The organism is Amycolatopsis sp. NPDC051128 (assembly GCF_040682715.1).
In the GTDB taxonomy this organism is placed as follows: Bacteria; Actinomycetota; Actinomycetes; order Mycobacteriales; family Pseudonocardiaceae; genus Amycolatopsis.
Map to the genome: position 1 here is coordinate 249,996 of NZ_JBFBBN010000003.1, position 20,672 is coordinate 270,667.

Annotated in this window: 19 protein-coding genes; 4 read left to right on the forward strand and 15 right to left on the reverse strand. The window is 71.5% G+C overall.

Features of this window, described 5'->3' with window-relative positions; translation table 11 throughout:
- Nucleotides 1–45 precede the first annotated feature (45 nt).
- The 9 genes from AB0M82_RS05185 to AB0M82_RS05225 are packed head-to-tail and all read right to left on the reverse strand — an operon-like array spanning nt 46 to nt 11,155.
- The gene (locus AB0M82_RS05185; protein ID WP_364718026.1) at nt 46–1,452 is read right to left on the reverse strand and encodes a rhamnulokinase family protein; all 1,407 of its coding nucleotides are present in this window, start codon (nt 1,450–1,452) and stop codon (nt 46–48) included.
- A 5-nt stretch (nt 1,453–1,457) separates the two neighbouring features.
- Nucleotides 1,458–2,879, reverse strand: coding sequence for an L-fucose/L-arabinose isomerase family protein (locus AB0M82_RS05190; RefSeq protein ID WP_364717840.1), 1,422 nt, complete (start codon nt 2,877–2,879; stop codon nt 1,458–1,460).
- A gap of 10 nt (nt 2,880–2,889) precedes the next feature.
- Complete coding sequence (locus tag AB0M82_RS05195) at nt 2,890–4,959, reverse strand: bifunctional aldolase/short-chain dehydrogenase (protein WP_364717842.1); 2,070 nt, start codon at nt 4,957–4,959, stop codon at nt 2,890–2,892.
- Between the two features lie 2 nt (nt 4,960–4,961).
- Complete coding sequence (gene rhaI, locus AB0M82_RS05200) at nt 4,962–6,137, reverse strand: L-rhamnose isomerase (RefSeq protein ID WP_364717843.1); 1,176 nt, start codon at nt 6,135–6,137, stop codon at nt 4,962–4,964.
- The gene (locus AB0M82_RS05205) at nt 6,134–6,478 is read right to left on the reverse strand and encodes an L-rhamnose mutarotase (protein ID WP_364717844.1); all 345 of its coding nucleotides are present in this window, start codon (nt 6,476–6,478) and stop codon (nt 6,134–6,136) included. The genes rhaI and AB0M82_RS05205 overlap by 4 nt, the downstream gene beginning before the upstream one ends.
- 55 nt (nt 6,479–6,533) lie before the next feature.
- Nucleotides 6,534–7,595, reverse strand: a complete 1,062-nt coding sequence (gene rhaS / locus AB0M82_RS05210) for a rhamnose ABC transporter substrate-binding protein (RefSeq protein ID WP_364717846.1) — start codon at nt 7,593–7,595, stop codon at nt 6,534–6,536.
- A 5-nt stretch (nt 7,596–7,600) separates the two neighbouring features.
- Nucleotides 7,601–8,608, reverse strand: coding sequence for an ABC transporter permease (locus tag AB0M82_RS05215; RefSeq protein WP_364717847.1), 1,008 nt, complete (start codon nt 8,606–8,608; stop codon nt 7,601–7,603).
- Nucleotides 8,601–9,641: an ABC transporter permease gene (locus AB0M82_RS05220; RefSeq protein ID WP_364717848.1), complete on the reverse strand. Its 1,041-nt coding sequence runs from the start codon at nt 9,639–9,641 to the stop codon at nt 8,601–8,603. Before AB0M82_RS05220 ends, AB0M82_RS05215 begins: the two co-directional genes overlap by 8 nt.
- The gene (locus tag AB0M82_RS05225) at nt 9,638–11,155 is read right to left on the reverse strand and encodes a sugar ABC transporter ATP-binding protein (protein ID WP_364717849.1); all 1,518 of its coding nucleotides are present in this window, start codon (nt 11,153–11,155) and stop codon (nt 9,638–9,640) included. The genes AB0M82_RS05220 and AB0M82_RS05225 overlap by 4 nt, the downstream gene beginning before the upstream one ends.
- A gap of 195 nt (nt 11,156–11,350) precedes the next feature.
- Here AB0M82_RS05225 and AB0M82_RS05230 point away from each other — a divergent pair, with 195 nt between their 5' ends.
- Nucleotides 11,351–12,394: a LacI family DNA-binding transcriptional regulator gene (locus AB0M82_RS05230; RefSeq protein WP_364717850.1), complete on the forward strand. Its 1,044-nt coding sequence runs from the start codon at nt 11,351–11,353 to the stop codon at nt 12,392–12,394.
- Between the two features lie 39 nt (nt 12,395–12,433).
- Here the strand turns inward: AB0M82_RS05230 and AB0M82_RS05235 are convergent, their stop codons facing one another.
- From AB0M82_RS05235 to AB0M82_RS05245, 3 genes are all read right to left on the reverse strand, one after another.
- Nucleotides 12,434–12,799: a DUF488 family protein gene (locus tag AB0M82_RS05235; protein WP_364717851.1), complete on the reverse strand. Its 366-nt coding sequence runs from the start codon at nt 12,797–12,799 to the stop codon at nt 12,434–12,436.
- A gap of 100 nt (nt 12,800–12,899) precedes the next feature.
- Nucleotides 12,900–14,120 carry a phospholipase D-like domain-containing protein gene (locus AB0M82_RS05240; protein WP_364717853.1) on the reverse strand — a complete coding sequence of 407 codons (1,221 nt, stop codon included), beginning with the start codon at nt 14,118–14,120 and terminating at the stop codon, nt 12,900–12,902.
- 89 nt (nt 14,121–14,209) lie between these two features.
- Nucleotides 14,210–14,833 (reverse strand): SUMF1/EgtB/PvdO family nonheme iron enzyme, encoded by a 624-nt coding sequence (locus tag AB0M82_RS05245; protein WP_364717855.1) that lies wholly within the window; start codon nt 14,831–14,833, stop codon nt 14,210–14,212.
- Nucleotides 14,834–15,303: 470 nt separating this feature from the next.
- Between AB0M82_RS05245 and AB0M82_RS05250 the strand changes: the two genes are divergently transcribed.
- Nucleotides 15,304–15,525: a hypothetical protein gene (locus AB0M82_RS05250; protein WP_364717856.1), complete on the forward strand. Its 222-nt coding sequence runs from the start codon at nt 15,304–15,306 to the stop codon at nt 15,523–15,525.
- Nucleotides 15,526–15,632: 107 nt separating this feature from the next.
- Nucleotides 15,633–17,705, forward strand: coding sequence for a putative Ig domain-containing protein (locus AB0M82_RS05255; protein ID WP_364718028.1), 2,073 nt, complete (start codon nt 15,633–15,635; stop codon nt 17,703–17,705).
- Nucleotides 17,706–17,763: 58 nt separating this feature from the next.
- Here the strand turns inward: AB0M82_RS05255 and AB0M82_RS05260 are convergent, their stop codons facing one another.
- Nucleotides 17,764–18,120 carry an MmcQ/YjbR family DNA-binding protein gene (locus tag AB0M82_RS05260; protein WP_364717857.1) on the reverse strand — a complete coding sequence of 119 codons (357 nt, stop codon included), beginning with the start codon at nt 18,118–18,120 and terminating at the stop codon, nt 17,764–17,766.
- 53 nt (nt 18,121–18,173) lie between these two features.
- Between AB0M82_RS05260 and AB0M82_RS05265 the strand changes: the two genes are divergently transcribed.
- Nucleotides 18,174–19,001, forward strand: coding sequence for a fructosamine kinase family protein (locus AB0M82_RS05265; RefSeq protein ID WP_364717859.1), 828 nt, complete (start codon nt 18,174–18,176; stop codon nt 18,999–19,001).
- A gap of 2 nt (nt 19,002–19,003) precedes the next feature.
- On the opposite strand, the gene AB0M82_RS05270 is transcribed toward AB0M82_RS05265, so the two are convergent.
- Together AB0M82_RS05270 and AB0M82_RS05275 are read right to left on the reverse strand one after the other, a co-directional pair.
- Nucleotides 19,004–19,663, reverse strand: coding sequence for an HNH endonuclease family protein (locus tag AB0M82_RS05270; protein WP_364717860.1), 660 nt, complete (start codon nt 19,661–19,663; stop codon nt 19,004–19,006).
- A 94-nt stretch (nt 19,664–19,757) separates the two neighbouring features.
- Nucleotides 19,758–20,639, reverse strand: a complete 882-nt coding sequence (locus tag AB0M82_RS05275) for a hypothetical protein (protein WP_364717861.1) — start codon at nt 20,637–20,639, stop codon at nt 19,758–19,760.
- Nucleotides 20,640–20,672 lie beyond the last annotated feature (33 nt).

Here is a 20,672-nt window from a genome sequence, read left to right on the forward strand (position 1 = left end):
TGATCGTCAACGGGCGTCTCCCGCGATCACGGTTCGTCGGCACGCTCAGCCGGACAGGCGGGCCTCGGCGGCCGCCCAGTCGGCGTTGCCGGCGGGCTCGTAGCTCCGCACCTCCTGCGTCTCGCGGACCAACGCCCGCATCGCCGCCAGGTCCGGCAGGTCCTCCCCCAGCGCCCGCGCCTGGACCAGCACGTTCCCGAGCGCCGCCGCCTCGACCGGGCCCGCCAGGACCGGCACTCCGCAGGCGTCCGCGGTCAACTGGCACAACAGCTCGTTGCGGGCGCCGCCGCCGACGATGTGGACCACGTCGACCCGGCGGCCCGCCAGGCGCGCCGCCTCGTGGATCGTGCGGCGGTGGGCCAGGGCCAGGCTGTCCACGATGCAGCGGACCACCGCGGCCCGGTCCGTGGGCGGGCGCTGGCCGGTCGCCCGGCAGGCCGCCTCGACGCGGGCGGGCATGTCGCCTGGTGGCAGGAACTCCGGCGCGTCGATGTCCACCACCGCCGCCAGGGCCGGGGACCCGGCCGCGGCGGCCAGCAACCCGGGCAGGTCCGAAGCGGACCACGTGCGCAGCGTCTCCGACAGCACCCACAGGCCCATCACGTTGCGCAGGAACCGGATGGTGCCGTCGACCCCGCCTTCGTTGGTGAAGTTCGCGGCCAGCGCCGCGTCACTCAGCTCCGGCGAAGGAAGCTCCAGCCCGGCCAGTGACCAGGTGCCCGAGGAGATGTACGCGAAGTTCGTCCCGGGCGAAGCCGGCACCGCGACCACCGCGGACGCCGTGTCGTGCGAGCCGACCGCGACCACCGGCACACCGGGCAGGTCCAGCGAAGGCAGCACCGTGCCGATCACCGTGCCGGGGTCGCGCAGCGGCGGCAGCAGCCGCGGCGGGATGCCGACCCGGGCCGCGAGGGAGGTCGCCCAGGCCCGCGCGCGCACGTCGTAGAGCTGGGTGGTCGACGCGTTGGTGCGCTCGGCCCCGATCGAACCCGTCAGCCAGTAGCCCAGCAGGTCCGGGATGAGCAGCATCGTGCGGGCCGCGGCGAGCCGGTCCTGTTCGGCCACCAGCTGGTACAGCGTGTTGAAGGGCAGCTGCTGCAACCCCGTCACGTCGTAGAGTTCCCGGGCGGAAACCGACGCGGCGACCTTCCCGGGCACGCCGTCGGTGCGCGAGTCGCGGTAGTGGACGGGGTTGCCGAGCAGGGCGCCGCGGTCGTCCAGCAGCCCGTAGTCGACGGCCCACGAGTCGATGCCGACGCCGTCCAGCGCACCGGCGTCCCGGATCCCGGCCAGGGTCTCGCGAAAGAGCCCCAGGATGTCCCAGTACAGCGCCGGTCCCGCTCGCACTCCGCCGTTCGGGAACCGCCGGACCTCCTCGACGCTCAGCACCGACGGATCGACCGTCCCGGCCATCACGCGCCCGCTGGACGCGCCGAGGTCGACCGCCGCCACCCGCGTCACGCGCGCACCACGGTCAGCTCCAGGCCGAGCAGGTCGGCGACGGCCGTCAGCTCGGCGACGCGGTGGCCGGTGCCCAGCGCCCAGTGGTGCGCGACGCCGCTGGCCGACCACGCGTCGGTCCACTCGCCCGGGTCGCATCCGAAGTCGACGCGGGAGGTGGTGTTCCCGATCCGCAGCAGCGGCCCTGGCGCGACCGTGCCTTCGGACGCGATGAGCGTGAACGCCCCGTCCCGCCGCTGCCCGAGCCCGCACAGCGTCACCGGCCCGTGCCGGACGTCGAACTCCACCGACACGCCCCAGCCGCGCTTGCCGTGGTAGACGCCGAGCCCGCGCAGCAGCGGCTTCCGGGCGCTGATCCCGAGGTGCGCCGGGCCGTCGTGGCCCATCTCGACGACGTTGTCGTGGAAGTTCAGCGCCTGCAGCTCGGTGAACGAGCCGCCCGCACCGAGCCGGTCCATGACCAGCATGGCCAGCGACGTCCGCAGCTCGTACTCCCCGACGGCCGGGATGCCGCGCGCGGTGAGCAGGGACGCGCCGAGGATGAACCCGGCGCCGACCCGCTCGTGCGTCTCGCCGTCGAGGCCACGGTGGTAGTAGGCCAGCGAGTCGAGCGAGAAGTCTTCGACGAGCCGATCCAGCGCGACCGAAACCCGGGCGCCCCAGGCGAAGTCCTCGTCCACGACGGACTCGTCCACAGTGAACACTTCACGCGCCAGCGCGACGCGGGCGGAGGTTTCCGCCTCGGTGACCTTCTCGACGCGCACCCGCAGGTCGTCGATCTCCAGGATCTCGACGTGCCCGCCGAGCTGGGCCGACACCAGGGTCGGGTCGGTGGAGACGTCCATCATGCCCGGGTAGAGGTGCCCGAGCAGGCCGTGGCGCCCGTGCCGCAGCGCGGCCCGCACGCCGGCGGCCTTGATCCAGCGCTCGATGCGGGTCCAGGCTCGTTCGTCCTCCAGGTACCCCGACACCGAGCGGAACTCGACCCCGAGCCGGCGGAACGCGTTGGCCATCTCCGGCAGCGGGCACGCGCCGCAGTAGGCCAGCCACGCGCCGGTGTCGAAGAACTCGTGGTCCATCGCCTCGGTGGGCTGCAGGTTCAGCAGCAGCACCGGCGCGCCGGACCGCTGCGCGATCGGCGCGAGCATGCTCGAGGTGAGGTACGTCGTGAGGAAGCCGACGATCAGGTCGCACCCGGCCACCCGGAGCTTCTCCGCCGCGGCCGCGCCCTCCTGGGCATCGGAGACGAACCCGACGTCGACGACCTCGCAGTCCATTTCGGACATCCGCTCGGCGACGCGCCGGGCGGAGGCCTCCAGCTGAGGCAGCAGCGAAGGGAACTGGGGCCAGTACGCGCCGAGCCCGCCCGCGACCAGGCCGACGTGGGTGCGGCGTGGCGCGATGCGATCCAGGGTCATCAGTCCTCCTTCAGCGCAGGAACGCGGCGGCCACCCCGGCGTCCACCGGCACGTGCAGGCCGGTGGTGTGGGTCAGCTCGCCCCCGGTCAACGCGAACACCGCGGCCGCGACGTGCTCGGGCAGCACTTCGCGCTTGAGGATGGTGCGCTGGGCGTAGAACTCGCCGAGCTTCTCCTCCGGCACGCCGTACACGGCGGCGCGCTGGGCGCCCCAGCCGCCGGCGAAGATGCCGGAGCCCTGGACGACGCCGTCGGGGTTGACGCCGTTGACGCGGATGCCGTGCGCGCCCAGCTCGGCGGCCAGCAGCCGCACCTGGTGGGCCTGGTCGGCCTTCGCCGCACCGTAGGCGACGTTGTTCGGGCCCGCGAACACCGAGTTCTTCGACGAGATGTAGACGATGTCGCCGCCGATGCCCTGCCCGACCATCGCCTTCGCCGCGGCCTGGGCGACCAGGAACGAGCCCTTGGCCATCACGTCGTGCTGCAGGTCCCAGTCCCGCTCCGTCGTCTCCAGCAACGGCTTGGAGATCGACAGCCCGGCGTTGTTGACGACCAGGTCGATCCCGCCGAAGGCCAGGACGGTCGCGTCGACCGCCGCCTGGACGGCGCCGGCGTCGGTGACGTCGGCGGTGACGGCGATGGCCTTGTCGGCGCCACCGATCTCCGCGGCCGCCTCCGAGGCGGCGGACGCGTTCAGGTCCGCGATCGCGACGCACGCGCCTTCCGCGGCCAGCCGCCGCGCGATGGCCTTGCCGATGCCCGAGCCCGCGCCGGTGACCAGGGCGATCCGCCCGGCCAGGGGCTTCGGCTTCGGCATCCGCCGCAGCTTCGCCTCTTCCAGCGCCCAGTACTCGATCCGGAACTTCTCGCTCTCCGGGATCGGCGCGTACGTCGACACGGCTTCGGCGCCACGCATGACGTTGATCGCGTTGACGTAGAACTCGCCCGCGACCCGCGCGGTCTGCTTGTCCCGGCCGAAGGAGAACATCCCGACGCCGGGGACGAGCACGATCGCCGGGTCGGCGCCCCGCATCGGGGGCGAGTCCGGCGTGGCGTGCCGCTCGTAGTAGGCGCGGTACGCGTCGCGGTACTCGGCGTGCAGTTCCTTCAGCCGCGCGACGACGTCTTCCAGCGGCGCGGTCGCGGGCAGGTCCACCACCAGCGGCCGGACCTTCGTGCGCAGGAAGTGGTCCGGGCACGACGTGCCGAGTGCGGCCAGCGGCGCGAGCTTCTCCCGCGCCAGGAACTCGAGCACGACCTCGCTGTCGGTGTAGTGCCCGACGACCCGCTGGTCGGTGGCCGCGAGCCCGCGGATCACCGGCGCCAGCGCGGCCGCCCGGGCGTGCCGCTCAACCGACGGCAGCGCCTCGAAGCCCGGGACGACCGGTCCGAACGGCTCCGCGGCACCCCGCGAAGCGAGAAACTCCTCGGCCTTCCGGATGATCTCCAGGGAGTTGCGCCGGCACTCTTCGGAGGTCGCGCCCCAGGCGGTGATGCCGTGCCCGCCGAGGATCACGCCGATCGCCTGGGGATTGGCCGCCTTCACCGCGGCGATGTCGAGACCCAGCTGGAAGCCCGGTCGCCGCCAGTCCACCCACGCGACGCTGTCGCCGAAGCACTCCTTCGTCAACGCGGGCCCGTCGGCCGCCGTGGCCAGCGCGATGCCCGAGTCGGGGTGCAGGTGGTCGACGTGCGGCGCTTCCACGAGACCGTGCATCGCCGTGTCGATCGATGGCGCCGCTGGCTCTGATGGCGTCTCAGCGGGAAAGCGTGCTTCGACGCGGCCCCGCCCGTGCAGGCAGTAGTCGAACGCGGCGACCATCTCGTCCTCGCGCTCGACGCCCGGGTAGACGTCGACGAGCGCTCGCAGCCGGTCCAGCCGCAGGACCGCGAGCCCCGCCTCCGTGAGCGTCCCGAGGTCGCCCCCGGAACCCTTGACCCACAGCACCTCCGTCGGCGCGCCGGTCACCGGGTCGGTGACGTCGCCCTTGGCGGAGGTGTTGCCACCGGCGTAGTTCGTGTTCCGCGGGTCGGCGCCCAGCGCGTTGCTGCGGGCGATCAGCTCCTCGGGCACGGTCATGCTCATGCTCCCCATCCGGCCTGCGTGCCGCCGGCCCGCTCGGCCACGATCTTCTCCTGGTACCCGCTGCGGTGGTAGGCCGCGACTGGATCCGGGTCCAGCCCAGAGTCCGCCCGCAGCTCGGCCAGCAGCGGCCGGACGTCGGTGTTGTAGGCGTCCATCAGCACCGCGTTCGCGGCGAGCACGTCACCGGACTGCTGGGCCGCGCGCAAGGCGTCACGATCGACCAGCAGCGCCTTCGCGGTCGCTTCCTGGACGTTCATCACCGACCGGATGATCGCCGGGATCTTCGCCTCGATGTTGTGGCACTGGTCGAGCATGAACGCGATCCCGTACGCCGGGTCCAGCGCGTCGCCGCGGACGATCTCGTACATGATCCGGAACAGCTGGAACGGGTCCGCCGCCCCGACCATCAGGTCGTCGTCGGCGTAGAACCGCGAGTTGAAGTCGAACGCGCCCAGCTTCCCGGCCCGCAGCAGGAACGCCACGATGAACTCGATGTTCGTCCCGGGCGCGTGGTGCCCGGTGTCGATGCACACCGTCGCCCGCTCCCCCAGCTCGACGCAGTGGGCGTAGGACGTGCCCCAGTCCGGGACGTCGGTGGCGTAGAACGCGGGCTCGAACAGCTTGTACTCCAGCAGCATCCGCTGATCCGGGCCGAGCCGGTCGTAGGTCTCCTTCAACGCGGCGGCCAGCCGGTCCTGCCGGTCGCGGATGTCGTCCTGGCCCGGGTAGTTGATGCCGTCGGAGAACCACAGCTTCAGGTCCCGAGAACCCGTCGCGTCCATGATCGAGATCGCTTCGAGCAGGTGGTCGGTCGCCTTGCGGCGGATCCCGGCGTCCGGGTTCGTCACCGAGCCGAGCTTGTAGTCCTCGTCCTGGAACACGTTCGTGTTGATCGCGCCGATCTCGATGCCCAGATCACGCGCGTACGCGGTCAGGGCGCCGTAGTCGTCGACGCGGTCCCACGGGATGTGCAAGGCGACGCTCGGGGCGACCCCGGTGAACCGGTGCACGGTCGCGGCGTCGGCGATCTTCTCCTCCGGCGTGCGCGGCACGCCGGGTTGCGGGAACACCTTGAAGCGCGTGCCCGAGTTCGCGTACGCCCACGACGGCGTCTCGATGCGCTGGGCCCGCAGGGCCTGTTTCACGGCCGTCAAGTCACCCACGGCGATCACTGTCCTTCCGCGGCGGTGGGGGGTTCGAGGTGGAAGACTTCGTCGAGCAACTGGAACCCTTCGTCGGGCGGACCGCCGTCAAGGCCGGTGAAGAACTCGGCCATTTCCGCCTGCCAGCGGCCGTTGACCTCGGTCCGCGCCATCGCGGCCTGCGCGGCGGCGAGGTCGTCCGCCTCGACGTAGCCGATCAGGAGGCCGTCCTCGCGCAGGAAGAGGGAGTAGTTGCGCCAGCCGGTGTCGTGCAGGGCCTGCCGCATCTCCGGCCACACCGCGCGGTGCCGCCGCGCGTACTCGGCCCTCCGGTCGGGCTTCACCTGGAGGCAGAAGCAGTATCGGGGCACGGTCCGTCCTTTGTGGAGCCCGGCCGGGCCGCGAACCGCGACCCGGCCGGGAATCTCAGAAGTTGAACTTGTCGATGTTGTTCGCGTCGAACGTCGTCGGCGGGCCGAGCACGATCTCGCCGCTCGCGCCGATCGTGTACTCACCGAGCTTGCCCGCCTTGAACTTCTCGCCTTCCTTGCCGGTGATCTGGCCGGACTTGAGCGCGACGCCGGCGTAGGCGGCGAGGTAGCCGATGTCGGCCGGGTTCCACAGCGCGAACTGCTTCACCGTGCCGTCCTTGACGAAGGCGCGCATCTGGTTCGGCGTGCCCAGCCCGGTCACCGCGACCTTGCCCTTGTAGCTCGACGAGCTGACGTACCGGGCGGCGGCGGCGATGCCCACGGTGGTCGGCGAGACGATCACCTTGAGGTTCGGGAACGACTGCAGCAGGCCCTGGGCCTCCTGGAACGACTTCTGGTCGTCGTCGTTGCCGTAGGCGATCTTGTCCAGCTTCAGGCCCGCGTACTCCGGCTTGGCCAGCTCCTTCTTGAGCACCTCGATCCAGGCGTTCTGGTTGGTGGCGTTCGGCGTCGCGGACAGCACCGCGATCTCGCCGGACCCGCCGGAGAGGTCCTTGGCCTGCTTGGCCAGCGCCTCGCCGATGCCCTGGGTGGTGGCCTGGTTGATGAAGACGTCGCGGCAGTCCTTCGCGGCGTCGGAGTCGAACGCGACGACCTTGATGCCGGCGCCGCGGGCCTGGTTGAGCGACGGGCACACCGCGTTCGGGTCGTTCGCGGCGATGCCGATGACGTCCTGCTGCTGCTGGATCAGCGTGTTGATGTAGCTGACCTGCGACGACGCGCTGGCGTCGTTCGGCCCGACCAGCTTGTACTCGCCCTTCAGCTCACCGAGGGCCTCCTTGCCGCCGCTGACCTCGATGTCGCTGTAGGGGTTGTTGAGCTGCTTGGGCAGGAAGGCCATCTTGACGCCCTCCTTCGCCGCGGCGTTCGGGTTCGCCGCGGCGGTGGACTGCTGGGCGCCGGAGCCGGCGTTGTCGTTCTTGGTCGTACCGCTGCACGCGGCCAGGACCAGCACCAGCCCGGCCGACACTGCGCCGGTGAGGAACCGTCGGGACATCTTTGTCACCTTTCTGGGGTTACCGCACTGGGAGCCCGATGACGACGACGCAGCGCCGCCCGGACCGAAGTCACGATGTTGGGGAGCAGGACCGACACGATCAGGAGCACGCCGGTCACGATGTTGAGCGCCTCGTTCGAGACGTCCTGCAGGCGCAGCGCGTTCTGCAGTGACGCCAGCAGGACCACCCCGGCGAGCACGCCGGGGAGCGTGCCCTTGCCGCCGAAGATGGACACGCCACCGAGCAGCACGGCGGCCACGACGGCCAGTTCGATACCGAAGCCGTTGTCCGCGCGGGCACTGGAGTACCGCAGCGTCCACAGGACCCCGGCCAGCCCGGCGATCGCGCCGCTGACGACGTAGAGCCAGAACTTCAGCCGTCCGGTGCGGATCCCGGCGAACCGCGCCGCCTGCTCCCCCGCGCCGGCCGCGAACACGCCACGGCCGATCGGGGTCGCGTGCAGCACGACGCCGAAGACGAGCGCCACCACGACCAGCGGGACCAGGACGTTGGGGATCGGGCCGTCGCCGATCGTGCCGGTGACCCAGGTCGTGTAGGCACGCGGGAAGTCGGCCACCGCGCCGTCACCGAGGACCACGAAGGCCAGGCCGCGGTAGAGGGCCAGGGTGCCGATCGTGACGGCGAGCGACGGCAGCTTCAGCACGGTGACGAAGAAGCCGTTCAACGCGCCGAGGACCGCGCCGAGGACGACGCAGAGCGGGATGATCGTCTCGATCGAGAGGCCCGCGTCCCACAGCGAGCCCATCACCGCGGAGGTGAGGCCGAGCGTGCTGGCCACCGAGAGGTCGATTTCGCCGGTCACGATGATGAACGTCATCGGCAGCGCGACCAGGGCGATCGGCAGCAGGTCGAGCAGCAGGAAGGTGAAGTTGCGGCTGGTGCCGAAGTTCTCGACCGCGCCGGAGGCGACGACCAGCACGATCACCGTCACGAGGACGACGGCGGCGTCCCAGCTGAGCAGCCTGGAGAGCCGGTTCCCGGGTTCAGACATGGGAGTCCCTCTTCTTCAGTGCCTTGGCGACCCGGACGGCGACCAGCCGGTCGGCGCCGATGGCCAGCAGGATCAGCGCGCCGACGATCGCCTGCTGCCAGAACTGGTTGATGTCGAGGACGGCCAGCGCGCTGCCGATGACCGTCAGCAGCAGCGCGCCGAGGCCCGCGCCCCAGGCCGAGCCGCTGCCGCCGAACACCGCGACCCCGCCGACGACGGCCGCGGCGACGACGTTCAGCTCGTAGCCGGTGCCGGCGGCCGCGTCCACGGTGCCGAACCGCGCGGCGAACAGGACCCCGGCCAGGCCGGCGAGCGCGCCGCTGACCAGGAACGCGGCGCTGGTGTTGCGGCCGACGCGGATGCCCGCGAGCCGCGCGGCCTGCGGGCTCGACCCCATCGCGTAGAGCTCGCGCCCGGCGGGGTAGCTGCGCAGCACGATCCCGGCGAGCACCAGCACCAGCACCGCGATGAGCACCAGCCACGGCACGCCGAGCACCGACGCCGTGCCGAACCCGAGAAACGACGCGGGCAGCTTGTCGGCGTTGATCTGCTGGCCACCGGCCCAGAAGTAGCTGACGCCGCGGAAGGCGTAGAGCGTGCCGAGGGTGACGACCAGCGCGGGCACCTGGCCGAACCGCACCAGCGCGCCGTTGAGCAGCCCGCACACCGCGCCGACGGCCACCCCGGCCAGCAGCGCGACGATCACCGGCAGCCCCGGATTGTCCCGCATCAGCGAGCCGACGGCGAACGCCGCGAGGCCGAGCACCGAGCCGACCGACAGGTCGATGTTGCGGGTGATCATCACGATCGCCTGCCCGACGGCGAGGACCGCGAGGATCGCCGTGCCGAGCAGGATGTCTCGGATGCTCTGCCCGGACAGGAACCGGGAGTTCTGCGTCGCGGTGAACGCGACCAGGACGACGAGAGCCAGCACGATGCCGGATTCGCGGGCCTTGAAGACGTTCGCGGTCCACGACCGTCGCGAGTGGACGGTCGCCGCCCCGGCCGGCGCGGCCTCTTTGGTGACGGTCATGCGGCGGCTCCCTGGCCCATCGCGGCGAACATGACGGCGTCCTCGGTCGCGTCGGCGCGGGGAAGCTCGGCGACGATCCGGCCCTCCCGCATCACGAGCACGCGGTCGGCCATGCCCAGCACCTCGGGCAGTTCCGACGACACCATGACGATCGCGACGCCTTCGGCGGCCAGCGCCGACATCAGGCGGTGCACCTCGGCCTTCGTGCCGACGTCGATCCCGCGGGTCGGCTCGTCCACGATCAGCACCTTCGGCGCCATCGCCAGCCACTTCGCCAGCACGACCTTCTGCTGGTTGCCGCCCGAGAGCGTGCCGACGGGATCGCCGAGGCGGCGGTACTTGGTGCGCAGGCGTTCGGTCCAGTGCCGCGCCTCCTGCCGCTCGCTCGCGCCGGTCAGGAACCCGAGCTTCGAGAGCGCCCGGGACCGCGGCAGCGTCACGTTCCGCTCGATCGAAAGGTCCATGATCAGGCCCTGCTGGCGCCGGTCCTCGGGGACCAGCGCCATGCCGGCGCCCATCGCGGCCCGCGACGAGTGCGCCTTGAGCTTCTTCCCGCTCACCTTCACGACACCGGCGTCACGCTCGTCGACGCCGAAGACGGCTTGGACGACCTCCGAGCGGCCGGACCCGACCAGCCCGGCGAACGCGACGATTTCGCCCGCGCGGACCGAGAAGGAGATGTCGCGGAAGACCCCTTCGCGCGCCAGGCCGTCGACTTCGAGGACGACCGCGCCGGGCTCGACGTCCTGCTTCGGGAACAGCGCGTCGAGGTCGCGGCCGACCATCCGCTTCACCATCTCGTCGACGGTGACGTCCTCGACCAGATCGGTGGAGACGTGCCGGCCGTCGCGCATGATCGTCACGCGCCGGCACAGCTCGGTGATCTCCTCGAAGCGGTGCGAGATGAACATGATCGCCGCGCCTTCCTCCCGCAACGCCCTCGCCACGGTGAAAAGCCGCTCGACCTCGACGCGGCTCAGCGCGGCGGTCGGCTCGTCCATGACCAGCACGCGGGCGTCGGCGCTGAGCGCCTTGGCGATCTCGACGATCTGCTGGTCGGCGATCGACAGCCCGCGGGCCGGGCGGGCCGGGTCGATCCGGACGCCGAGCCGGGCGAACAGCCGCTCCGCCTCCGCGCGGATCGCCGCCCGGTCGATCCGGCCGAGGCTCTTGCGCGGGTGGCGGCCCATCACGATGTTCTCGGCGACCGAAAGGTCCGGGAACAACGTCGGCTCCTGGTAGATCACCGCGATGCCGGCGGCCTTCGCGTCGGCCGGGGAGCCGAACTCGGCCGGTTCGCCGTCGAGCAGCAGCGTGCCGTCGTCGGGTTTGTGCACCCCGGCGAGCATCTTGACGATCGTGGACTTGCCGGCGCCGTTCTCCCCGACCAGCGCGTGGGCTTCCCCGGCGTGCAGGCCGAAGCTCACTCCGGCGACCGCCGCGACCGCGCCGAACGACTTCGTCACGCCGCGCACCTCCAGCAGAGGAGCCCGGCCGGGGTCCTGGCGCGTCATCGCGACCTCCGGATTGAAAGGTTTCACAAACCTGGTGCGGTGAAGCTACTATGCGTTCGAAGAACAAGTCAATGCATCGGCCCAACCGGGGCCAAACGACTTCTCGACCAGGTCGTTCGTCGTGATGTTACGTTTCAACAGCGCTGGACCGGCGCCCGTCAGCGCTGGTCCTTGCTCGTCGACTGAGGGGGTCCGATGACGGTCCAGGAGTCCGGCGCCGAACCGAAGGCGGCCGGGATGAAGGACGTCGCGGCCGCCGCCGGCGTCTCCCTCGGCACGGTGTCCAACGTGCTCAACCGGCCCGACCGGGTCAGCCCCGGCACGCGCGCGAAGGTCGAGGCCGCGATGGCCCAGCTCCGCTTCGTGCGCAACGAATCCGCGCGGCAGCTGCGGGCGGGGCACAGCCGGGTGCTGGCCTACGTGATGCTCGACGGCAGCAACCCGTTCTTCACCGACGTCGCCGCCGGCATGGAAGACGCCGCGGACGCCGCCGAGGCGGGCGACCTCTCGCTGTTCCTCTGCAACAGCGCGCACCAGCCCGCGCGCGAAGAGGCCTACCTCAACCGTCTCGAACAGCAGCGCGTGCAGGGCATCCTCATCACGCCGGTCGACCCGGACGCGGCCCTGCTGCGCGAGATCGCGGACCGCGGCACGCCGGTGGTCATCGTCGACCGCACACCCGGCGGCACGACCCACTGCTCCGTCGCGGTCGACGACGTGTACGGCGGGGAGATCGCCGTGCGGCACCTGGTGGAGCAGGGCCACGACCGGATCGCCTTCGTCGGCAACCACACCGCGGTCGGCCAGGTCCGCGACCGGCGGCTGGGCGCGTTGCGCGCGCTGCAGGCCGCGGGTCTCGGCCCGGACCACCTCGTCGACCTCACGACGACGGCGCTCACGGTGGCCGACGGCCGGGGCGCGGGCGAGCGGCTGGCGGGGCTGCCCGCGTCGATCCGCCCGACGGCCGCGTTCTGCGCCAACGACCTCGTCGCCCTCGGCCTGCTGCAGACCTGCGCGAACCTGCGCATGCGCGTCCCGGACGACCTGGCGATCGTGGGCTACGACGACATCGAGTTCGCCGCGGCGGCCGCGGTCCCGCTGACGTCGGTCCGCCAGCCCCGGCGGCGCCTGGGCCGCACGGCCGCGGAGCTGCTGCTGGCGGAGACCGAACCCGGGCACCAGCACCGGCAGGTCGTGTTCACCCCGGAGCTGGTGGTTCGCGCCTCCACCCTCCGGTGAGCAACCGCAGGTGACCACCGCCGCCCCGCGCTCATGACGTCACGCTTCGCCGGTGAGGACGTCGGCCAGCACCGCCGCCTGGCTGATCGACGGCGACCCGCTCGCGGTCAGCAGCGTCACCGGGCCGCCACGGGCCAGCTCCCGCAACCGCTCCAGCGCCGCCGCCCGGTCCGGCTCCCGCAGCTCCGCCCGGTACCGCTCGGCGAACTCCGCGAAGCGGTCCGGATCGTGGCCGTACCAGGTCCGCAGCTCGTCGGACGGGGCCAGCTGCCGGTACCAGCCGTCCAGGACGACGGCCGTCCGGGCGGTGCCACGCGGCCAGAGCCGTTCCACGAGCACACGGGTGCCGTCGGCGGGCCCGGCGGGGTCCGCCAGGCGCGCCACCCGGACGACCGTGGGCTGCATGCGCGCATTCTGCGACGCGGCCGCCTACCCCGCCACCGGAAGCGGGGATCCCGGTGCGCCCGTGCCGGGCGCGGAAACCCGAAGCACCGGCCGGAAGGGTTCAGCAGGTGGCGCCGGTCGAGGTGACGCACTTCGCGCGGGCCAGGATCGTGCTGAAGTTCGCCTGGTACGCCGCGCTGATCTCCGGGTTCTCCACCTTGATCAGGATCTCGTCGTTGTCACGCAGAGCCGCGCCGGAGACGTTGTGCGAACCGGTGAAGACGATCGAGCGGTTGCCCGTCTCGTTGTAGTGGCCCGTGTAGAGCATGTACTTCGAGTGCACCGTGACCTCGCGGTCGCCCACGGCCGCGTTGAAGCGCTTGAGCGTGACGTTCGCCTTGCCCTTGAGCGCCGCGAGCGCGGCCGTGCCCATGTCGTCGTAGACGATGCGGACCTTGCAGCCCAGCTTGCCGATCCGGACCAGCTCCGACACGACCGGGGTGCGCGAATCGGCGATGTTCGCCTGGACGACGTTGAGCGAGCAGCCTGCTTCGTACTTGGTGATCCACTTGAGCAGCTGCGCCCAGGTGTCGGTGGCGAACTCCTCGGAGGTGCCGCCCTTGGAGTCCGCACGCGGCGAAAGGTAGCTGGTGACCATGCTGTTCAGCGACTTGTGGTAGCCCGCGTCGTCGTAGTAGTTGTTGTCCTTCTTCTGCGCCAGCATCTTGCGCACGTGCCCGAGGTAGAAGCCGTACAGGTCGGCGTCGCCGTAGGTGAGCAGGGCGTTGTTGAACATGTTGCCCTGCACCGTGGTCAGGTTGTGCGAGCCGATGACGACGACGTCCTTCTTGCCCTCGGTCTCGGAGAACATCCACAGCTTGTCGTGGTTGATCGAGTGCGGGCTGCCGTCGTGGGCGATGCAGCCGGTGTTGACGCCGCCGGTGCCGCAGAACACCAGCTGGGTGAGCCCGGCGGACTTGAGGATCGGCATCGCCGTGTTCGCCGGGTCGTCGTCCGCGCCGCCGTCGATCGCGATCCGCACCTTGACGCCGCGGGCCTGCGCCGCCTTGATCGCCTCGGCGACCGCGGGGCGGGTCCAGCTGTAGACCGAGAAGTGGATCTCCGAACCGGCCGGCGCGCCGTCGACCAGCCGCACCAGCCGCGTTTCGATCGAGTGGTCGCGATCGCCGTTCTCGGGTGGCGTGTTGAAGATGGCTTCCATGCCGCTCGCGGCCACCGCCGTCGCCGCGGTCGCCGGGTTCGCGACCGCGCCGCCGGACAGCGCGAACACCGCGCTGACGGCCACGAGGCCCGCGGCGAGTGCCTTGATCTTGGGGACCATGTCTTCCTCCCTGTCGGTGGCCCCAAGCTCGCAACCCGCCGTACAAGATCCGTACACCCGGACGTCGGCTCGCGTACACGACGGAAGGATCAGGCGGTCCCCGACCGGGCGAGGCGGAAGCCGAGGTCGTCGACCCGGAACGTCGGATGGCTCTTGCGGCGGCACGACGCCCGGCACCCCCGCGGCGGATCGAACCAGCCGCCGCCCCGGAACACCCGGTACGGGCCGTACACCGCCGGGTCGTAGCGGTCCCAGCACCACTCCCAGACGTTCCCGATCATGTCGTACAGGCCCCACGCGTTCGGCGTCTTCTCCGCGACTTCACGGAGTTCGCCGCCCGAGTTGCCGCGGTACCAGGCGATCTCGTCCAGTTCGCCGTAGCGGGCGGCCGCGGAACCGGCCCGGCACGCGTGCTCCCACTCGGCCTCCGACGGCAGCCGGTAGCCGTCCGCCGTCCAGTCGCACGAGACGTCGAGGCCGTCCGGGTCGTCGCCGAGGGTGTAGCAGGGCGTCAGCCCCGCTTCCGCCGAGAAGCGGTTGCAGAGCCGGACCGCGTCCAGCCAGGACGTCTCCGTCACCGGCAGCCGGGTGCCCGGCACCGTCACCGGGTGCGCGGCCAGCCGGAACGCGGCGACCGCCACCGCCCACTCGGCGCGCGTGCCCTCGTCGCGCAGGACGATTTCCCCAGGGGGCACCTCGATCAACACCGTCATGATCACCGAACCTAGCCGACAGCGCCCGCTGTCCGAAGGGGACTATCCCTCGTGGATCATTTCCCCGGCTTGTCCGTGACCGGCCCTCCACACCGGATATCACCGCCGTGCGACCGATCGATTACGCTCGGGACACACCGGTGATTGATTGACCAAAATACGCTGTATTCACCGACCGTCTTTCCGGGAATCCCCCGGCGAAAGACCGCCGAACGAGAATTTTCCGAACGGCACACCGGTCCCCCGTGGACGGCCGCTCCCGACGAAATCCGGTTGCGGGGCAGGGAAAGCCACGGATACCGTGGACCGCGTCCGCCGCGCGGTCCGAGGAACGTGGGCACCGTCCCCGCCAGGGCCGTCCGGCCCGGAAACCCGATACCCATAAGCCGTGGCGCGCGGCGTCCGTCGGGTCTAGAAAAGGAGACCATCCACCGTTTCCCGGCGGTGGCTCCGACCGGAAGGGATCGCTCGTGTCCGTTTTCATGGCCGTACTGCTCGCCTTGGGCGCCGGATTGATCGTCGGCGCCCGGGTCCACTCCGCGAAGGAGGCCCGCGCCAACTACGCCGCCTACCGCTCCCGCACCGCCAAGGGGTTCGGGCTGTGGATCCGGAGCATGGTCACCGCCGTCGTCGCGGTGGCCGGGACCATCGTGCTGCTCGTCATCCTCCTCAACGCCCTCCAGCAAGGCTGACGCCGGAACCCGACTCATGGCGGGTTGTTGCGGCCTTGGCCGCGGAGGACGCTTTTCGTGGCTCCCACGGGCGGAGCCGGGAAAGGACTACCTCCATGAGATCGAGGGTGCTTTCTGCTGTGCTCAGCGCCGTCACCGGCCTGCTGGGCACAGTCGTCGTCGCCGCGCCGGCCGAGGCCGCCGCGGTCTGCGGTGACCAGGTCGTCGGCAACGGCGGGTTCGAGAGCGGTACCGCGCCGTGGACCCAGACCAGCGGGGTCGTCTCCGCCGCCACCGCGGCGGAGCCCGCGCACGGCGGGACGATGGTCGCCTGGCTGGACGGCACGGGCAGTACGCACACCGACACCCTGTCCCAGTCCCTGACGCTCCCCGCCGGCTGTGCGTCGGCGACGCTGTCGTGGTGGTCGCACATCGACACGAAGGAGACGACGACCAGCACGAAGTACGACAAGCTGCTGGTGCAGGCGGGCGCCGACACCCTCGCGAGCTACTCGAACCTCGACAAGAACACCGGCTACGTCCAGCGCACCGTGGACGTCTCGCGCTACCTCGGCCAGACGGTGACGCTCAAGATCACCGGCACCGAGGACTCGAGCCTGGCGACCAACTTCCTCCTCGACGACTTTTCGCTGACCACCACCGGCTCGCCGAACCCGCAGTCGCCGGTCGTCACCTCGCCGGGCGCCCAGTCCGGCGCCGTCGGCCAGGCCGTGTCGCTGCAGGTCCAGGCGAGCGACCCGCAGGGCGACGCGCTCACCTACAGCGCGGCCGGCCTGCCCGCTGGGCTCGCGATCGGCGCGAGCACGGGGAAGATCACCGGCACGCCGACGACCGCGGGCACGTCCTCGGTGACCGTGACGGCGAAGGACCCGGCCGGGAACAGTGGCAGCGCCACGTTCGCCTGGACGATCGCGGCGGCGCCCGCCGACACCACGCGCACACCCGTCAACCCCGCGTACACGGTGAGCCTCACCTCCAACACCGCGGGCGACACCTGGAACGGCCACCAGAGCGTCAGCTTCACCAACGGGTCGGCGACCGCGCTGCCCGAGGTCTACCTGCGGCTTTGGGACAACTACCACGGCAGCTGCCCGACGACGCCGATCACGGTCACGAACGTCACCGGCGGCACGCCGTCGGCGCTGAGCGTGAACTGCACCGCGCTGAAGGTCACGCTGCCCGCGCCGCTCGCGCAGGGCCAGTCGGCGACCATCGGGTTCGACCTGAAGATCGTCGTGCCCAGCGGCGCCGACCGGTTCGGCCACGACGGCGCCTACAACATGATCGGCAACGCCCTTCCGGTGCTCGCGGTCCGCGACGGCGCGGGCTGGCACCTGGACCCGTACACGAACAACGGCGAGTCGTTCTACACCCTGATCGGCGACTTCGACGTCACCCTCGCGCACCCGACGGCGCTGCTGACCCCGGCCACCGGCACGTCCACCGAGACGACCAGCGGCAGCACGACCACCACGCACGCGGTGGCGAACAAGGTGCGGGACTTCGCGTGGGCCGCCGGGCCGTTCGCGAAGATCGCCACGACGTCCGGCAAGGGCGTGCGGGTGAACGTCTACTCGGCCGGCGGGATCTCCACGAGCAGCGCCAGCTCGATGCTCACCCTGGCCGCCGACTCCGTCGACACCCACTCCGGGCGGTTCGGCGACTACCCGTACGGCGAGCTGGACGTGGTGCTGGACAACAACTTCTGGTTCGGCGGGATGGAGTACCCCGGCTTCGTGCTCGACCTGGTGTCGAACGTCGCGCTCCCGCACGAGATCGCCCACCAGTGGTTCTACGGGATCGTCGGCGACGACGAGTACACCTCGCCCTGGCTCGACGAGAGCTTCACCGACTACGCCACCGACCTCTACCGCGGGATCACCGGCAGCGGCTGCGGCATCACGTGGCAGTCGAGCGCGGAGAAGCTGACCAACTCGATGGCCTACTGGGACGCGCATTCGTCCCGGTACTCCACGGTGGTCTACAACTACGGGAAGTGCACGCTGCACGACCTGCGGCGGCTGATCGGCGACACGGCGATGGCCAACCTGCTCAAGTCGTACGCGCAGTCGCACTGGTACGGCGTGTCGACCACGGCGGAGTTCAAGGCGGCGGCGCAGGCGGCGGCCGGGTCGACGGACCTGACGTCGTTCTGGGCTTCGCACCGCGTGGAGGGCTGACCAAGAAGTTCCGTTCCCCGTCCGTGTCCGCCACCGTGAGGACACGGACGGGGAACGGCTACGCCCGGGCGATCCGGGTGAAGGGCACCTCGGCGACGAGGTCTTCCGGGGCGGACAGCCGCCAGGCCTCGTAGAGGAGTTCGGCCAGTTCGTCGATCTCGATCCCGTCGAGGTACACGACCACCCAGCCGAACCCGCCGGCGGTGAACTGCGGCTCGAACACGTCCGGCCGTTCCGACACCAGCGCCAGCTGCTCGGAGATCGTCTGCTTCAGACCGACGGTCCGGGTCCGCGGCCAGAAGTAGCCGAACCGCTTGCCACGGACGCTGAACGAGGAGTAGTCACGTGCTTCGGACCGCTGGACCTCCGCCAGCTCGCCGAGCACACGTTCGAATTCCTGGACCCGCACTGTCACCGTCGCTCCCCTGTCTACGGCAGCAACCGTAGCGTGTCGGTACCGTGCGGGACATGAGCGAGCCCGTGGCCCGGCTCACCGGGCACGCCGTCACCGAGACGCGCCGGATGGCGGGAGAACTCCGCGAAGCCGTCCTCGACGACGGCCGCGTGGTCGTCGTGAAGCGGGGACACGCGCCGGGTGCCACGGCGGCCGAGGCGGCCGGCCTGCGCTGGCTGGCTTCGGCGGCCTCGGTTCCGGTGCCGGCCGTCGCCGGCCACGACGAGGACTGGCTGGTCATCGACCGCGTCCCGGCCGGGCAGCCGTCCGCGCCGGCGGCCGAACGGCTCGGGCGCGGACTGGCGCGGCTGCACGCGGCCGGGGCGCCGGCGTTCGGCGCGGCTCCCCCGGACGGGCCCGCCGACGCGTGGATCGGCCTGGCGCCGATGGCGAACGTTCCGGCCGGCGACTGGGCTTCCTGGTACGCCGAGCACCGGGTGCTGCCGTACGTCCGCCGGGCCGTCGACGCGGGGACGTTCGGCAGCGCCGAGGCCGCGCTGTTCGAACGTGCCTGCCGCCGGCTCCCGGCGCTGACCGAACCACCGGCGCGGCTGCACGGCGACCTGTGGAACGGCAACGTCCTGTGGGACGGCCGCGAGGCCTGGCTGATCGACCCGGCCGCGCACGGCGGGCACCGCGAGACGGACCTGGCGATGCTGTGGCTGTTCGGCTGCCCGCACCTCGACCGCGTCCTGGCCGCGTACGAGGAGATCGCTCCCCTGGCCGACGGCTGGGCCGAGCGGATCGGGCTGCACCAGCTGTTCCCGCTGCTCGTGCACACCGTCCTGTTCGGAGGGTCGTACGCCGGGCAGGCGGTCGCGGCCGCGCGGGCGCTCGGCTGACGTCAGCCGCAGTGTTCGAGCATGGTCGTCAGCGCGTTCTTCTCGGGCACGGTGATCGTCAGGCCGTAGTTGCTCTTCACCACGATCCAGTCGGTGGCGTAGGCGCACCAGTACGACACCAGCGGCGGCTTCCACGCGTCCGGGGCCTTGTCGCTCTTCTGCTCGTTGAGGTTGTCGGTGACCGCCTTCAGCTGCGGGCGGACGAGGTCGTTCGCGAACTGTTCGCGGCGTTCCCGCGTCCACTTGTTCGCGCCGCTCACCCAGGCCTGGCCGAGCGGGACGACGTGGTCGATGTCCACATCGGACGCTTTGTGCCAGGTCTCGCCGTCATAGGGGCTGACCCAGGTGCCGGACTTCGCGGCGCACTGCGCGTCGGTCTTGACGTCCTTGCCGTCGCGCTTGAGCACCTGCTCGCGGACGTCGCAGTTGGCGTCGACCTTGTCCCAGTGCGGGAACGCTTCGCGGTCGTAGCCGTCCATGGTGCCGCGCACCGCGACCTTGAGCGCCGCCAGCTGGGTCCGCGCCTCGGCGGGCGCGATCGGCGGGGCGGCGGCCGTCGCGCCCGGCTGGGTCCCGGACGCCAGTTCGTCGGGGACCTTGCAGCTGGTCAGGGTGGCGCCCGCGAGGACGGCCACCAGGGCGAGGACAAGCGAGCGCGGCATTGTGAACCCCTTTCACATCTACCGGGAGGTGCCCAGGAGACGGCGCGGGGAAACGGTGCAGATGGCCTAGTTGACGCGAACCGAGCGTGGCGGCTCACGAGCCGTGGAAGACCTGCGCGACGACGACCGCGGCCACCGCACCCGCCGCGACGAGCAGGATCAGCACCACGACCAGCCCCCACGGCACCTGCCGGATCGGCCGCGGCCGCGGGAAGACGGCGGAGACCGGCCCGCGCGCCGGCGAGACGAGCGGCGGCTCGTCCTCGACGACGGGCGGCGGCGGCGCGGGCGGCAGGGGAACCACGACGGGCAGCGGCGGCAGCCGGGAAAGCTGGGACACCGCCGGCAGCCGCGCCGGGAACCCCTCGGCGAGCAGCGCCGCCCGGGACGGAGCGAGATGGGCGAGGGAGAGGGCGTAGCAGGCGTCGAGAACGTCGTCGGCCGACCAGACGGTCCGCCACCGGTTGTGCTGCCCGATGATCCGCCGGAGACCGCGCGGATCGGCGAGCACGACGGCCACTCCCGGGCCGGCCTCGGGTTCGCGGGGGTCCGGTGTCGGCTCGCGGCCATGCGAGTCCTCCGCCGGCTCACGCCCGGGCGGGTCAGCTTCCGGTTCGCTCCCCCGCGAATCCGCCGTCGGCGGCACCACCGCGACCAGGCCCGTGACATACCGGCCCCCGTCGTGCCCCGCGAGCGCGGCCCGCACCGCCGCCACGCCCGCTCCGGCCCGCTCGCCCGGACCGGGCCGCCGCTCCGGGCCCGGCTCGTGCGCGACGATGACGATCACGCCGCGCGGCGTGAACACCAGCGCGTCGACGAACCGGGGCCCGAGCCGGCTCGGGACGCTGATCCCGGCCAGCGCCAGCCCGGTGAGGTGGTCCGGACCCGGTACCCACGACCGCAGCAACCGCACCAGGTGCTCCGCCGCCGCGGGGAGGCGCCGGTCGTCGCCGGTGTGCTGAAGGGCCACTAGCACGCCGGTCACCCCTCCCCTGCCGAGACGGCGAGC

Bases quoted from the DNA above. Each gene is read 5' to 3' on its own strand.
- AB0M82_RS05270 (WP_364717860.1), bottom strand. From the start codon at position 19,663: ATGCCGCGCTCGCTTGTCCTCGCCCTGGTGGCCGTCCTCGCGGGCGCC.
- AB0M82_RS05195 (WP_364717842.1), bottom strand. From the start codon at position 4,959: ATGACCGTGCCCGAGGAGCTGATCGCCCGCAGCAACGCGCTGGGCGCC.
- AB0M82_RS05265 (WP_364717859.1), top strand. From the start codon at position 18,174: ATGAGCGAGCCCGTGGCCCGGCTCACCGGGCACGCCGTCACCGAGACG.
- AB0M82_RS05190 (WP_364717840.1), bottom strand. From the start codon at position 2,879: ATGACCCTGGATCGCATCGCGCCACGCCGCACCCACGTCGGCCTGGTC.
- rhaS (WP_364717846.1), bottom strand. From the start codon at position 7,595: ATGTCCCGACGGTTCCTCACCGGCGCAGTGTCGGCCGGGCTGGTGCTG.
- AB0M82_RS05240 (WP_364717853.1), bottom strand. From the start codon at position 14,120: ATGGTCCCCAAGATCAAGGCACTCGCCGCGGGCCTCGTGGCCGTCAGC.
- AB0M82_RS05215 (WP_364717847.1), bottom strand. From the start codon at position 8,608: ATGTCTGAACCCGGGAACCGGCTCTCCAGGCTGCTCAGCTGGGACGCC.
- AB0M82_RS05220 (WP_364717848.1), bottom strand. From the start codon at position 9,641: ATGACCGTCACCAAAGAGGCCGCGCCGGCCGGGGCGGCGACCGTCCAC.
- AB0M82_RS05245 (WP_364717855.1), bottom strand. From the start codon at position 14,833: ATGACGGTGTTGATCGAGGTGCCCCCTGGGGAAATCGTCCTGCGCGAC.
- AB0M82_RS05225 (WP_364717849.1), bottom strand. From the start codon at position 11,155: ATGACGCGCCAGGACCCCGGCCGGGCTCCTCTGCTGGAGGTGCGCGGC.
- AB0M82_RS05235 (WP_364717851.1), bottom strand. From the start codon at position 12,799: ATGCAGCCCACGGTCGTCCGGGTGGCGCGCCTGGCGGACCCCGCCGGG.
- AB0M82_RS05230 (WP_364717850.1), top strand. From the start codon at position 11,351: ATGACGGTCCAGGAGTCCGGCGCCGAACCGAAGGCGGCCGGGATGAAG.